General features: G+C 65.6%; 13 protein-coding genes. 6 read left to right on the forward strand and 7 right to left on the reverse strand.

Annotation, left to right across the window (positions count from 1 at the left end; translation table 11 throughout):
* Positions 1-65 precede the first annotated feature (65 nt).
* From nudE to I6L45_RS09385, 3 genes are all read left to right on the forward strand, one after another.
* Positions 66-674 (forward strand): ADP compounds hydrolase NudE, encoded by a 609-nt coding sequence (gene nudE, locus I6L45_RS09375; RefSeq protein ID WP_043763069.1) that lies wholly within the window; start codon positions 66-68, stop codon positions 672-674.
* Positions 675-717: 43 nt separating this feature from the next.
* Complete coding sequence (cysQ, locus tag I6L45_RS09380) at positions 718-1530, forward strand: 3'(2'),5'-bisphosphate nucleotidase CysQ (RefSeq protein ID WP_216984048.1); 813 nt, start codon at positions 718-720, stop codon at positions 1528-1530.
* A 410-nt stretch (positions 1531-1940) separates the two neighbouring features.
* Positions 1941-3209 (forward strand): aromatic amino acid transport family protein, encoded by a 1269-nt coding sequence (locus I6L45_RS09385; protein WP_216984049.1) that lies wholly within the window; start codon positions 1941-1943, stop codon positions 3207-3209.
* Positions 3210-3282: 73 nt separating this feature from the next.
* Here I6L45_RS09385 and I6L45_RS09390 read toward each other — a convergent pair whose 3' ends face one another.
* The 3 genes from I6L45_RS09390 to metJ all read right to left on the reverse strand — a co-directional run bounded on the left by I6L45_RS09390 (position 3283) and on the right by metJ (position 4804).
* A complete protein-coding gene (locus tag I6L45_RS09390) occupies positions 3283-3621 on the reverse strand; it encodes a tRNA-binding protein (protein ID WP_134694569.1) in 339 nt (112 codons plus the stop codon).
* A gap of 83 nt (positions 3622-3704) precedes the next feature.
* Positions 3705-4445, reverse strand: a complete 741-nt coding sequence (locus I6L45_RS09395; RefSeq protein ID WP_216984050.1) for an AraC family transcriptional regulator — start codon at positions 4443-4445, stop codon at positions 3705-3707.
* A gap of 35 nt (positions 4446-4480) precedes the next feature.
* Positions 4481-4804: a met regulon transcriptional regulator MetJ gene (gene metJ, locus I6L45_RS09400; RefSeq protein ID WP_005327165.1), complete on the reverse strand. Its 324-nt coding sequence runs from the start codon at positions 4802-4804 to the stop codon at positions 4481-4483.
* 208 nt (positions 4805-5012) lie between these two features.
* Here metJ and metB point away from each other — a divergent pair, with 208 nt between their 5' ends.
* Together metB and I6L45_RS09410 are read left to right on the forward strand one after the other, a co-directional pair.
* Entirely contained in the window at positions 5013-6191 is a 1179-nt protein-coding gene (gene metB / locus I6L45_RS09405) for a cystathionine gamma-synthase (RefSeq protein WP_216984051.1), read from the forward strand.
* Positions 6191-8647, forward strand: a complete 2457-nt coding sequence (locus I6L45_RS09410; RefSeq protein WP_210547902.1) for a bifunctional aspartate kinase/homoserine dehydrogenase II — start codon at positions 6191-6193, stop codon at positions 8645-8647. Before metB ends, I6L45_RS09410 begins: the two co-directional genes overlap by 1 nt.
* 75 nt (positions 8648-8722) lie before the next feature.
* Here the strand turns inward: I6L45_RS09410 and I6L45_RS09415 are convergent, their stop codons facing one another.
* Together I6L45_RS09415 and I6L45_RS09420 are read right to left on the reverse strand one after the other, a co-directional pair.
* A complete protein-coding gene (locus I6L45_RS09415; protein ID WP_043763091.1) occupies positions 8723-9412 on the reverse strand; it encodes an LrgB family protein in 690 nt (229 codons plus the stop codon).
* Positions 9405-9806, reverse strand: coding sequence for a CidA/LrgA family protein (locus tag I6L45_RS09420; protein WP_216984052.1), 402 nt, complete (start codon positions 9804-9806; stop codon positions 9405-9407). Before I6L45_RS09420 ends, I6L45_RS09415 begins: the two co-directional genes overlap by 8 nt.
* A gap of 127 nt (positions 9807-9933) precedes the next feature.
* On the opposite strand from I6L45_RS09420, the gene I6L45_RS09425 reads away from it, so the two are divergent.
* On the forward strand, positions 9934-10809 hold the full coding sequence (locus I6L45_RS09425; protein WP_216984053.1) for a LysR family transcriptional regulator: 876 nt from the start codon (positions 9934-9936) through the stop codon (positions 10807-10809).
* A gap of 3 nt (positions 10810-10812) precedes the next feature.
* Here the strand turns inward: I6L45_RS09425 and I6L45_RS09430 are convergent, their stop codons facing one another.
* Both I6L45_RS09430 and I6L45_RS09435 read right to left on the reverse strand, forming a co-directional pair.
* A complete protein-coding gene (locus tag I6L45_RS09430) occupies positions 10813-11664 on the reverse strand; it encodes a hypothetical protein (protein WP_216984054.1) in 852 nt (283 codons plus the stop codon).
* 154 nt (positions 11665-11818) lie between these two features.
* Positions 11819-13246, reverse strand: a complete 1428-nt coding sequence (locus I6L45_RS09435) for a PLP-dependent aminotransferase family protein (protein WP_216984055.1) — start codon at positions 13244-13246, stop codon at positions 11819-11821.
* Positions 13247-13353: the final 107 nt, after the last annotated feature.

A 13353-nucleotide genomic window follows, 5' to 3' on the forward strand; every position in this document is an offset into this window, starting at 1 on the left:
CGTGGTGTTCGCCCTGGTAGTCGTTTACTCTTGAAACACGATTTTTTAACGAGCAGTCAGCCCCGATGAGCGATCCCCGCAAGCGCAACCCCGTGCACCTCAGTGCCGAGACCATGGCCCACGACAAGAGCAAGCCAGAGATCCTCAAGGCCGAGATAGTGGCCGAGAGTCGCTTGTTCAAGGTGGAGTCCCTGCACCTGAAATTCTCCAACGGCGAGGAGCGGGTCTACGAGCGGATGCGCGGCGGCAACCGGGGCGCCGTCATGGTGGTGCCCCTGTTCGATGCCCATACCCTGCTGCTGGTGCGCGAGTATGCCGCCGGCACCCACTCCTACGAGCTGGGTTTTCCCAAGGGGCTGATCGACCCGGGCGAGAGCGCCCTCGAGGCGGGCAACCGGGAGCTGATGGAGGAGGCGGGCTTCGGGGCCGCCAGCCTGACCCTGCTCAAGCAGGTGTCTCTGGCGCCCGGCTACTTCTCCAGCCGGATGGACATCTTGCTGGCGCGGGATCTTTACCCCGAGCAGCGGGTCGGCGACGAGCCCGAACCACTCGAGGTGATCCCCTGGCCCCTCAACCGCATCGACGACTTGCTGGCGCGCCCCGACTTCACCGAGTCGCGCAGCATCAGCGCCCTGCTGCTGGCCCAGAAGTGGCTGGCGGAGCAGGAGGATTAGCCCGTTCGGGGCTGTTTGGTAATCAGAGACAGAGGGCAGGATTATGCAGGAGTTGTTGGCCTGGATACCGGAGGTCAAGGAGATCGCCCGCGAAGCGGGGCGGATCCTTCACGAGATCTATCGCGGCGGTCAGTTCGAGCGCCAGTTGAAGGAGGATGCGACCCCGGTCACCAGTGCCGATCTTGCTGCCGACGCCTACCTCAAACAGGCGTTGGCAGCGCTCACTCCCCATGTCCCCGTGCTGACGGAAGAGGCGGCCGACATCCCCTTCAGCCAGCGTTCCAACTGGCGCCAGTACTGGCTGGTGGACCCGCTCGACGGCACCGGCGAGTTCATCGCCGGCAGCGGTGACTTCGCCACCCTGATCGCCCTGGTGCGGGACAATGTGCCGGTGCTCGGGGTCATCTATGCCCCCGAGTCGGACCTGCTCTACTGGGCGGTGCGCGGTCACGGCGCCTTCAAGGAGGCGAACGGCGAGGTGCATCCCATCAGCGCCATTCACCACGAACACGATCAGCCCGACTCCCTGGTGGTGGCCATCAGCCGCCGCCAGAAGCTGGAGAACCTGACCCGTCGCCTCAACCCTGCCATCCATTACGAGCTGATCCCGCTTGGCTCCAGCTCCCTCAAGTCCTGCCTGGTGGCGGAGGGGGTCGCCGACTGCTACGTGCGCCTCGGCCCCACCGGCGAGTGGGACACCGCCGCCGCCCAGTGCATCGTCGAGGCGGCGGGTGGCCGCATCCTCAGCCTGGCGCTGCAGCCGCTGCGCTACAACGAGACGGAGTCGCTGGAGAACCCTGACTTCATCGTGATGGGGGACCCTGAGCTCGCCTGGGGCAGGATCCTGGCCCACTGAGCCCTGACGTGAGTACCATATGCAACCATCAGGCGGCCTCAGGGCCGCCTGATTGCTTGGAGTGTTATGCTGTTTATTTGCGTAGTTTTTAGGTGGATTCGCTGGTTAATCGGCTTGTGGTAGTGAATCGTCGCAATTACGGGAGGTTAATTGGTGCATATTTTCATGTAATTCTGAAAAGGTTGATTTAACCAATATAAAAAATCAAACCTGAATGATAATTTGGTTTTATATTTCGCATTCAGTGTGTTTTCAGGATTAGATAAAAGCCGCTTGGGCCAACTCTCGCCCAATCTCACTGGTAAACCTCGGTTCAGCCAGTGAGATCTGCCACTGTCTATTTTTGAGAATTAAATTCTAAAAGAGCACAATGTTTTTAGATTTTAATACTATGTGAAAGTGGTTTGCCGATGAGTTTATCTGCAGAAGCCTCCCGGGAGCTGTCCGCCTCCCAATCCACCCCGACTGCCAGCAGCTGGCGCCGTCACGACACCCATTGGGTCATCAGCCTGTTTGGCACCGCTGTCGGTGCCGGCATCCTGTTCCTGCCCATCAACCTGGGACTGGGGGGGATCTGGCCTCTCATGGTGGTCGCCGTACTGGCCGGCCCCATGACCTTCCTGGCCCACCGCGGGCTGGCGCGCTTCGTGCTCTCCTCTTCCCGTCCCCACGCCGACTTCACCGAGGTGGCCGAGGAACACTTCGGCAAGATGGCCGGTCGCCTCATCTCGGCCCTCTACTTCCTCTCCATCTTCCCGATCCTGCTCATCTATGGCGTCGGGCTGACCAACACGGTGGAGAGCTTCATGGTCAATCAGTTGGGCACCGCCATGCCGGATCGGGTGATGCTCTCCGGTGTGCTGGTGTTCGCCATGATCGCCGTGATGCTGGCCGGGGAGAAGGCGATGCTGCGCGCCTTCGCCGTCATGGTTTACCCGCTGGCGGCGATCCTGCTGGCGCTCTCCTGCTACCTCATTCCCCAGTGGCAGTGGCCGGAAGTGACCGCCTTTGAAAGCGTCAGTTTCCTCAACACCGTCTGGCTGGCGTTGCCGGTCACCGTGTTCGCCTTCAGCCATGCCGCCGCCATCTCCGGCTTTGCCAACGTGCAGCGCCGGGAATATGGCGAGCAGGCGGAGGCCAAGAGCGGCCTGATCCTGCGCAATACCACCGTCATGCTGGTGGGCTTCGTGCTCTTCTTCGTCTTCTCCTGCGTGCTGAGCCTCTCCCCGGCCCAGCTGGCCGAGGCCAAGGCCCAGAACGTTTCCGTGCTCTCCTATCTCGCCAACATCACCGACAACCCGGTGATCGTGACCCTGGGGCCGCTCATCGCCTTCATAGCCATCAGCTCTTCCTTCCTCGGCCACTTCCTGGGTGCCCGCGAAAGCCTCAAAAGCCTGCTCGCCAAGCCCACCGGCCTGTCGCTGGCGAAGGCGGACAAGCTCGGCATCGCCCTGATGTTCTTCGCCATCTGGGGGGCGGCCGTCATGAACCCGGGCATCCTGGGGTTGATGGAAACCCTCTCCGGCCCTGTCATCGCCATGATCCTCTTCATCATGCCGGTGGTGGCCATCTACAAGGTGGAGGCGCTGGCCCGCTTCCGTCACGGCTGGGTGAACGGCTTCATCCTGCTGACCGGTGCCCTGGCGGTGTCGGCCCTGCTCTTCAGCCTGATGAAGTGACCGCGTTTCGCGAACAGCAAAAAGAGAGAGGCGACCCCGGGGTCGCCTCTCTCTTTTCATGGGGCCTGCTGCGTCAACCCAGCCTGGCACCGTTCTCCACCGCCTGCTCAGGGATGGCGATCACCACGGCGCCATCCGGGCGGTAGAAGCCGGTCAGCAGGAACTCCGACTGGATGGGCCCTATCTGCTTGGGGGGGAAGTTGACCACGGCGACGATCTGGCGCCCCACCAGATCCTCCGGTCGATAGAGGTCGGTGATCTGGGCGCTGCTCTTGCGCACCCCGAGCTCGGGCCCAAAATCCGCCCACACCTTGTAGGCAGGCTTGCGCGCCTCGGGGAAGGGCTCGACCCGCACCAGGGTGCCGACCCTGAGCTCCACCATCTCGAAATCCTGCCAGCTTATGGTCTGCATCTTGGCTCCTCCTCTGCCATGGCTTGCATGGGCTCCAGCATGCCGTGAAAGGAGGGCGCTGTCTTCGGTGAGGGGCCGTTCGGTTACGGCAGGGAGCCGTTTTGTCGGCGCCAGAGGGTGGGGGTGAGGCCGGTCTCGGCCAGGAAGCGCTCGGCGAAGGCCCCCTGATTCTGGTAGCCGCAGCGACTGGCCACCTCGCCGATGGGCAGGGCGGTCCGGGCCAGCAGGGTGCGGGCCAGCGTCAGGCGCCGCTCCAGGATGTAGCGGGAGACGCTCATGCCCACCTGCTGGCGAAAGGCGTGCTTGAACTGGCTCTGGCCGAGGCAGGCGATGGCGGCGAGCCGCTCGTTGGTGAGGTGCTGGGCGAGGTGGGCCTCGATATGGCGCTGTACCCTGGCGATACGAGGGGCGATGGCGGGCATGCCGCGCCCCTCGGCCAGCAGCCCGAGCCACACCTGATCCATACCGGCCAGATGGCGCCCCTCTGCCACCATGCGGTGCAGAAAGGCGAGATAATGCCGTTGAGTGTCGTCCAGCTCGAGGAAGGGACGTTCACCGAGGGAGTGGGGCAGCCAGTCGCTCTCCTGCACCAGAAACGAGAACGCCGGATCGGCGGCGTAGTCGTGGCGAAGGCCAGGCGGGATGACGCAGACCGACCCCGGGGCGAGGCGGCGGCCCTGGCCCTGCACCTCGATTTCGAGGGGGCCATCCAGGGGGATCACCAGCTGGGCATGGTCATGGCTGTGACTGTGTGTGTCGTGCTGGTAGCGGCGCAGGCTGAAGGGGGAGGCGGATAGCGATGACGCGGCACCGGGCCGCGTCATCGAAGGGAAAGCGTCGTTTGCCATGGGCAGCCGGATCACTCGGCGTCGAAATCTTCGATTTCCTTGCCCAGCGCTTCCATGATGGCACGCGCCTCGGCGGGCACGCTGTCCGGATGATCCTTGCGCAGATCGTCGTCGCAAGGCAGCGGCTGGCCGGTGAATGCGTGCAGGAAGGCCTCACAGAGCAGCTCGCTGTTGGTCGCATGACGCAGGTTGTTCACCTGGCGACGGGTGCGCTCATCGGTCAACACCTTGAGCACCTTGAGCGGGATCGAGACGGTAATCTTCTTGACCTGCTCGCTCTTCTTGCCGTGCTCCGCATAGGGGCTGACGTAGTCGCCGTTCCACTCTGTACCCATGTTCCACCTGTTCTCGTTTGGCCGTGAGCGCGGATTTTAACCCTTAAGGATTTCAATGGCAATCCAACAGCAAAGCCATTTAGACGTCTGGAAGTGTTGACGGCTTTTTTAAGCTGGCGTAGTGTGGTGCACCATGAGCCTGCAATGGCGGGATGACGCGTGGCAGCAACAGCGAACCGGCGTTTGAAGAGACATCAAGGAGAGTGACATGACCCACAAGGCCACCCTGGCGGTACGCACCGGGATTGAGACAGACACACAGCACGGTGCCGTGGTGCCGCCCATCTACCTCTCCAGCAACTACACCTTCGCCGACTTTGGCGAGCCCCGTCAATACGACTATGCCCGCTCCGGCAACCCGACCCGCACCAATCTGGCGGACGCCCTGGCGGCCCTGGAAGGGGGGGCCGGTGCCGTCGTGACCGGCACCGGCATGGGGGCTGTCCACCTGGTGACCACGGCCCTGCTCAAGGCGGGAGATCTGCTGATCGCTCCCCACGACTGCTACGGCGGCACCTGGCGCCTGTTCGAGTACCTGGCGGCCAAGGGCCACTACCAGGTGCAGTTCGTCGATCAGGGGGACGAGGTGGCACTGGCCGAGGCACTTTCGCAAAAACCTGCGCTGGTGTGGGTAGAGACCCCCTCCAACCCGCTGCTGCGGGTGGTGGACATCGCGGCCATCGCCGAGGCGTCCCACGCTGCGGGCGCCCGTGTGGTGGTGGACAACACCTTCCTCTCCCCCCTGTTGCAGCAGCCGCTGGCGCTCGGGGCGGACGTGGTGGTCCACTCCACCACCAAGTACATCAACGGCCACTCCGACGTGGTGGGCGGGGTCGCCATCGCCAAGGAGCCCGCGCTGGCCGAGTCCCTGGTGTGGTGGGCCAACTGCCTGGGGCTGACCTCAGGTGCGTTCGATTCCTATCTCACCCTGCGGGGCCTGCGCACCCTGGCTCCCCGGCTGCGCACCCATCAGGAGAACACGGATCGCATCCTCGCCTTCCTGCAGACCCAGCCGCTGGTCAAGCGCATCTACCACCCCAGCCTGCCGAGCCATCCGGGCCACGACATTGCGCGCCGTCAACAGTCCGGCTTCGGCGCCATGCTAAGTTTTGAGCTCGATTGCAACGAGGCGGGCATTCGCGCCTTCCTCGCGGGCCTTACCTTCTTCTCGGTGGCCGAGTCCCTCGGCGGGGTGGAGAGCCTGGTGGCCCACCCGGCCAGCATGACCCACAGGGCCATGACACCGGCGGCCCAGCAGGCGGCGGGCATCAGCGCCCAGTTGCTGCGCCTCTCGGTCGGCATCGAACACGGTGAAGATCTGGTGGCCGATCTGGCTAGAGGTTTTGAACAGGCGCAGTTGGCACAACAGGCAGAACAGGTGAAGTAATGGAACAGCAACAGCAAGGAGAGTGTGTGGTGGTGACAGAGGCAGTCTTCAAGCGGCGCCATGTGCACAAGTTCGGCGGCAGCAGCCTGGCGGATCCGGTCTGCTATCGCCGGGTCGCCGCCATCATAGAGCAGCAGGCGGGTGGTCATGAACTGGTGGTGGTCTCCGCCGCTGGCAAGACCACCAACCGGCTGATCCAGCTGGTGGAGCTGGCCGAGGCGGGAGACGAAGCCGCAGGGGAAGCCATCACGGCCCTGCACGCCTACCAGCAGAGCCTGATCGACGGCCTGCTGGAAGGGGAGCTGTTGCTCTCCCTGAGCCAGCAACTGGCGGACGACATGCAGCTCATCGCCAAGACCCTGGAGGGGCAGTTTGACCGCTTCGAGCGCAACGGCCTGCTCGCCTTTGGCGAAGTGTGGTCGGCGCGCCTCCTGGCCGCCCTGCTCACCAGTCGTGGCGAACCGGCCGCCTGGCTCGATGCCCGCAGCTTCCTGCGCGCGGAAGACGGCGCCCTGGTCAAGGTGGATACCGCCCTTTCCAGCGAACTGCTCAAGGCCCGCCTGGCGGAGCATCCCGGCCGCATCGTGGTGACCGGCTTCATCGCCGCCGACATGGAAGGGCGTTCCCTGCTGTTGGGGCGCAACGGTTCCGACTACAGCGCCAGCCTGCTGGCAGCCCTGGCGGACGGCGAGTCCACCACCATCTGGAGCGACGTGGCCGGGGTCTACAGTGCCGACCCGCGTCGGGTGAAGGAGGCGCGCCTGCTGGAGCGTCTGAGCCTCGCCGAGGCCAACGAACTGGCCCGTCTCGGATCCTCCGTGCTCCATTCGCGCACCCTGCAGCCGGTGGCCGACAGCCGTCAGCGCCTGACCCTGCGTTGCAGCTACAACCCGGACGAGGGTTGCACCCACATTCTGCGCCGCGCCCCGCGCTCCGGCGGTGCCCGCATCGTCTCCTCGGTGGATCAGATAGCCCTCATCGAGTTGAAGGTGCTGCCGCAGACCCACTTTGAGCAGACGGTGGCAGCCATCGAGGCCCACCTGGCCCGTCATCGCCTCCACCCGCTCACCCTGCAGCGCCAGCCGGATCGCCGGGTGCTGCGCCTCGCCTACACCCTGGAGGTGGCACAAGGGGCCTTCGAGGTGCTGCGGGACTTCCAGCTGCAGGGCAACTTCACCGGCCTCATCCAGAAGGAGGGGTTCAGCCTGGTCGCCCTGGTGGGCGCCGGCGTCACCGACAACGCCGAGCAGTGCCACCGCTTCTACCAGTTGCTGGCGGATCAGCCCCTGGAGTTCGTCCAGGTGGCCAAAGACGGCCTGAGCCTGGTGGCCGTGCTGCGCCAGGTGGTGCTGGAGCCGCTGCTCATCGCCCTGCACAGTGCCCTGTTCAGCCGCCCGACCCGGGTCGGCCTGGTGGTGTTCGGCAAGGGCAACATCGGCGGCCACTGGCTGGGGCTCTACGCCCGGGAGAAGGCGCGCCTCGAGCACGAGCTCAATCTGGCACTCACCCTCTACGGGGTGTTCAGCTCGGAAGGGGGGTTGCTGGATGAAGAGGGGCTGGACCCGCTCAAGGTACGCGACAGCTTCAATCCCAGGCCGCTCATCTGGCCCGAGCTGCTCTCCCAGCTGGAGCAGCACGGCTTTGACGCCCTCATCGCCCTGGACCTGACCGCGAGCGAGACGGTGAGCCGTTATTACCCGGACTTCGCCCAGCTCGGCGTCCACATCATCGCCGCCAACAAGTTTGCCGGTGCCGCCGACAGCGAGTTCTACCAGCGCATCAAGCAGACTTGCCGCGACCATCAGGTGCAGTGGCGCTACAACGCCACCGTGGGGGCCGGGCTGCCCATCCAGTCCAGCATCCAGATGCTGCGCCAGAGCGGTGACCGCATCCAGGGGGTTTCCGGCATCTTCTCCGGCACCCTCTCCTGGCTGTTCCAGCAGTATGACGGCACCCGTCCCTTCTCCGAGCTGGTGGACGAGGCGTGGCAGCACGGCCTGACGGAGCCGGATCCCCGGGAGGATCTCTCCGGCCAGGATGTGCGCCGCAAGCTGCTCATTCTGGCGCGGGAGGCGGGCTTCGAGCTCGACTCCGCCGACATCGAGCTGGAGAACCTGGTGCCCCCGGCCCTGCGCAAGGTGAGCACGGATCAGTTCATGGACCGGCTCAAGGATCTGGACGATCCCATCCTGACCGCGTTCGAGGGGGCGCGCCGGGTCGGCAAGGTGCTGCGCTACGTCGCCCGCTTCGAGCACGACGGCAAGGCGCGGGTCGGGCTGGAGGCGCTGGAGCCTCACCACCCGTTTGCGAACCTCTTGCCCTGCGACAACGTGTTCGCCATCGAGAGCGACAGCTATCGCACCAACCCTCTGGTTATCCAGGGGCCGGGGGCGGGTCGCGAGGTGACGGCGGCCGCCATCCAGTACGATCTGTGGCAGATCTGCGCCAGCCTCTGAGGCTGCGTGACACCACGCAATGAGAAGGGGCGCCCTGGGGCGCCTCTTTTTTGTTGGATGATTGACGGGAGGGCGTTACCAGAACAGCCGGCCCAGCAGGGGGGCGAGCAGCACGGTGGCCATGCCGGCGATCATCATCACCATGCTGGAGACCACCCCCTCCTCGTTGCCCATCTGATAGGCCCGGGCTGTCCCGGCCCCGTGGGCCGAGGCGCCAAAGCCCGCCCCCTTGCCGAGGCGGCTGCGAATGGCGAGCACCGTCAGCACGCTCTCCCCCACCGCCATGCCGATCACCCCGGTCAGCACCACGAACAGGGCGGTGAGGTCGGCGTTGCCCCCCACGGAGCGGGTCGCCTCCACCGCAAAGGGGGTGGTGATGGAGCGCATGGCCATGCTGCGCTGCAGCAGCTCGGAGAGGTTCAGCCAGCGGGCCAACAGCACTGTGCTGCCCACCGCCATCACCACGGACGCCACCACCCCCACCGACAGGGAGAGCCAGTGGCGGCGCATCAGCTGGCGGTTCTCGTAGACGGGCACCGCGAAGGCGACGGTGGCGGGGCCCAGCAGCCAGAGCAGCCAGCGGGATTCCGCCATGTAGTCCTGGTAAGGGATGTGGAACAGCATGACCACCGCCACCAGCAGGGTGGGGGCCAGCAGCAGGGGCATCAGGGGCAGGATGCGTTTCTTGCCATAGAGCCACTTGCTGGCGTAGTAGAAGAGCAGGGTGAGGGCGAAGCAGAGCAGGCCGAGCAGGGAGTCAGACATGGCGGCGACTCCGGCGGGCCAGCTTCAGCTCGAGGCGATAGACCCTGTCCACCACCAGCGCCGTGGTGCCGAGCACCAGCACAGTGCTGACGACCAGCACCACCATGATGCGCCACCCCTCCTGCAGCAGCAGATCCTGATAGTTGACCACGGCCACCACGGCGGGCACGAAGAAGAGCAGCATCTCCGCCAGCAGCCAGCGGGCGCCGGCGCTGAACCACCGGACCTTCACCACCCCGAGCAGGATGCAGGCGAGCAGCAGCAACATGCCGGTCAGGTTGGCGGGCAGGGGCAGGTGGAAGGTGCGTACCGCGGTGTCTGCCAGCAGCCAGATGGCCGCCAGCAGGGCGATTTGGAAGGGGGTTTGCAACCAGCGAAGGCAGAGGGTTTTCATGGCGGGCATCTTTCTGTGAACCTGCTCACAGTATAAAGAGGGCCAAAACCTGCAAAAAATGAATTTAAATTATCAAATTCATGCCAAAGAGGCATGATTAAGGCTCTTTGCCAGCCAGGAGATCGCCATGGATATCCGAGCCCTGCGTTACTTCGTCGAGCTGGTACGGGAGCAGAGCTTCACCCGTGCCTCCGAGAAGTTGTTCGTCACCCAGCCCACCATCAGCAAGATGATCCGCAACATGGAGGAGGAGCTGGGCCAGCCCCTGCTGAACCGCGCGGGGCGCCGCTTCACCCTGACCGACAGCGGCCAGGTGCTGTTCAACCGGGCCCAGACCATATTGGCGGAGATGCAGCAGCTGGAGGCGGAGCTGGCGGATCTGCAGAGCCTGCGCTTCGGCCGGCTGGCTCTCGGCATTCCCCCCATGGTGGGCCACGTCTATGCGGATCTGATCCGCGCCTATCGCAGCCGCTATCCGAAGGTGGAGCTCTCCCTGGTCGAGTACGGTGGCCGGCGCATTGAGCAGGCGGTGCTGGAGGGAGAGCTGGATCTCGCCATCACCATGCTGCCGACCCGGGAGGAGGGGGCCCTCTGCACCCTGGTGCTGGACCAGTACCCCATCCGGGTGGTGCTGCCGGATCAGCCGCGCTGGCGGGAGAGCCGGGAGATCCGGCTGGCGGACTTGAAAGAGGAACCTTTTCTGCTCTACACCCAGGCCTTCACCCTGAGCGAGCGGCTGGAGCAGGGGTGTGCGGAGGCGGGGTTCGTACCCCAGGTGGCGGCCCGCAGCAGCCAGTGGGACTTTCTCACCGCCATGGTGCGCAGCGGCATGGGGGTTGCCTTCCTGCCCGAGCCCATCTGCCGGCGACTGACGCCGGATGGCCTGGTGCTGCGCCCCCTGGTGCCGGAGCTGAGCTGGCGGCTCGGGGTGATCTGGCCAAGGGATCGCTACCTCTCCCGCACCGCCGAGGCCTGGCTCGCCCTCTGCCGCGAACAGGGTTAGGGGTCAGTGCTTCTGGCTGCCCTGGCGATTAATGCCAAAGTCGTCCCGGGCAGGATCATAGAGGTAGGCCTTGTAGTCGGCCCCGGAGCCGGGCAGCAGGGGATTGGCCAGGCTGAACATCTGCCGTGACGCCAGCCGGGTGAAGGCCAGGGAGGGCTGGAAGTGCTGGCGCCAGAGCCGCTTGAGGGAACCGTCCTCCCAGGCCAGTTGCAGACCGAGCCGCAGGCGCTCGCGCTCCTTGCCGTAGTTCGCATGGCTGTAGAAGGCGTGGAGCAGCGGGTAGAAGAGGACCAGATGGTTATCGACCGCCAGCTCGGGCAGATCGGGGTGGTGGCGCTCCCACTCCGTCAGTATCTCGTTGGCCCCGCGGCAGAAGAGGTCGACCCGGCCACGGGCCACCAGGCGAAACAGCGACTCGTAGTTGCTCACCTCATGCACCCTGAAGCCGTTGTAGCGCAGGATCTCCGCATCACGCCACCCCTTGCCCACCCCCTGGCTGAAGCCCTGCAACTGGGCAAGAGAGTTGACGCTGGCCAGCGCCTGCGCGCTGTCCTGCCCGACGAAGCAGACCCGGTAGCTGAGAATGCCGAGATCGATGGGGAAGGGGAGCAGGCTGACCTCGGGATGAGGCCGCTCCTGGGGCCAGCTGTCGATGATGAAGAGGGCACTCTTGCCCGGCTTTTGCACCTCGATCCGCATCCTGGCCTTGTTCATCCTGAGCGCATCCAGCAGCTCGTAGTCACCGTATTCGGGGCGGGTCTTCTCCAGCGCCAGCTGCATCGCCGCACGGTAGTAGTCCATGCGGGCGTCTTCACTGCTTTCCGGGCCGATCAGCGTGAATCGGGTGGCCGCCATCGGGGAGGACGGGAGGATGAGCGCGAGGAGGAGAAAGAGGAGTCGGTGCATCTGGGCCCTGTTCTGCTGCGTCGTTGCGCCCAGTATAGTGCGCCCTTCCCCCTTGGACCCAGCGCTATCAGGCCCTGGCACCTCTGACCTGTTGGCGTGCCGGTCAGACGGATCGCATCAGCTGCCCCAGGCGGCGACACAGCTGGCGCAGGGTCTGGTTGTCGAGGCTGGCAAAGCCGAGCAGCCAGCCCTCCCGCTCGGGGGCGGCGAGGTGGAACTGGTGCAGGGGACGCAGCCCCAGCCCCCGGGCGTTGGCGATCGCTGTCCAGCGCGCCTCCCCGCCGGGGGGCAGCTGCACGGCGCACTGCAGACCGGCGCCGCTGTGGATGGGGGTGAGGGCGGGGCAGTGCTCGGCCAGCTCCGCCAGCAGCAGATCCCGCCGGCTCTGGTAGACGAGGCGACTCTGGCGCAGGTGGGTGGCGAAGTGGCCGCCCCGGATGAAGTCGGCCGTCACCGCCTGCTGGAACTGGTTGCTGTGGCCATCGACCGCGGCCCGGGCCCGGCTGAAGGCGGCCATCAGCGGCCGTGGCAGCACCAGATAGGCGAGACGCAGCGAGCCAAACAGCACCTTGCTGAAGGTGCCCACGTAGAGGACGCGCCCCTGGCCGTCCAGCCCCTGCAGGGCGGGCAGCGGGCGCTGGTCGTACTGGTACTCCCCGTCGTAGTCATCCTCCAGGATCCAGGCGCCGTGCCGCTCGGCCTCGGCCAGCAGCGTCATGCGCCGGCTCAGGCTCATGGGCACGCCGAGGGGATACTGGTGGGCCGGTGTGCAGTAGATGAGCCTGGGCCTGGGGTGCGCCCCCGCCGGCTGGAGACCCTCCTCGTCCACCGGCACCGGGTGCACACGGGCCCCAGCACTCTCCATGGCGGTGCGGGCCCCCGGATAGCCGGGATCCTCCACCCAGACGGTGTCCCCGGCATCGATGAGCAGCTGGGTTGCGAGCAGTATGCCCTGCTGGGAGCTGGTGAGGATCAGGATCTGATCCGGCTCGCACACCACGCCACGGGACTGCACCAGATAGCTGCTGATGGCGGCCCGCAACTCCCCCAGCCCCTGGGGATCCCCGTAGTTCATCCAGTCGCCGGCGCGCTGGCGCCACTGCTGCTGCATCAGTCGCCCCCAGAGCGCCTGGGGGAAGAGGCGGGGATCCGGCTGGCTGGAGGCAAAAGAGGCCCCCACTTCGGGCACGTCGTGGCAGGCCCCCCCGTCGGCCATCTCCTGACCACGGCAGGAGAGGCCCGCCGCCGACTGGGCCTGGCGCGGCGCCGGGCGTACCGCCGCCAGGGCGACGAAGCTGCCGGCCCCCATCTTGCGCACCAGGTATCCCTCCGCTTCGAGCCGGCCATAGGCCAGCTCCACCGTGCTGCGGGAAACGCCGAGATCCCGTGCCAGGGGGCGACTGGCGGGCAGGCGACTGTGCAGGGGCAGGTGGCCCGCCAGAATAGCTGCCCGCAGGGTGCGTACCAGCTGCTCATGGAGCGGCAGATCGTGCTGCGCCTGGCTGGCAAAGAGTGTGGGCAGGACCGTCATGGCTGGCTCTCTTTGGGGAAAGTGGTCTGCTCATATTGGCAAAATTGGTCGGCGTGGCAAGGCCATTTTATCGCTACATTGTTGGACAGGCAGTGACGCCAGCCCAT

Source organism: Aeromonas sp. FDAARGOS 1415 (genome assembly GCF_019048365.1).
Lineage (GTDB): Bacteria > Pseudomonadota > Gammaproteobacteria > Enterobacterales > Aeromonadaceae > Aeromonas > Aeromonas taiwanensis.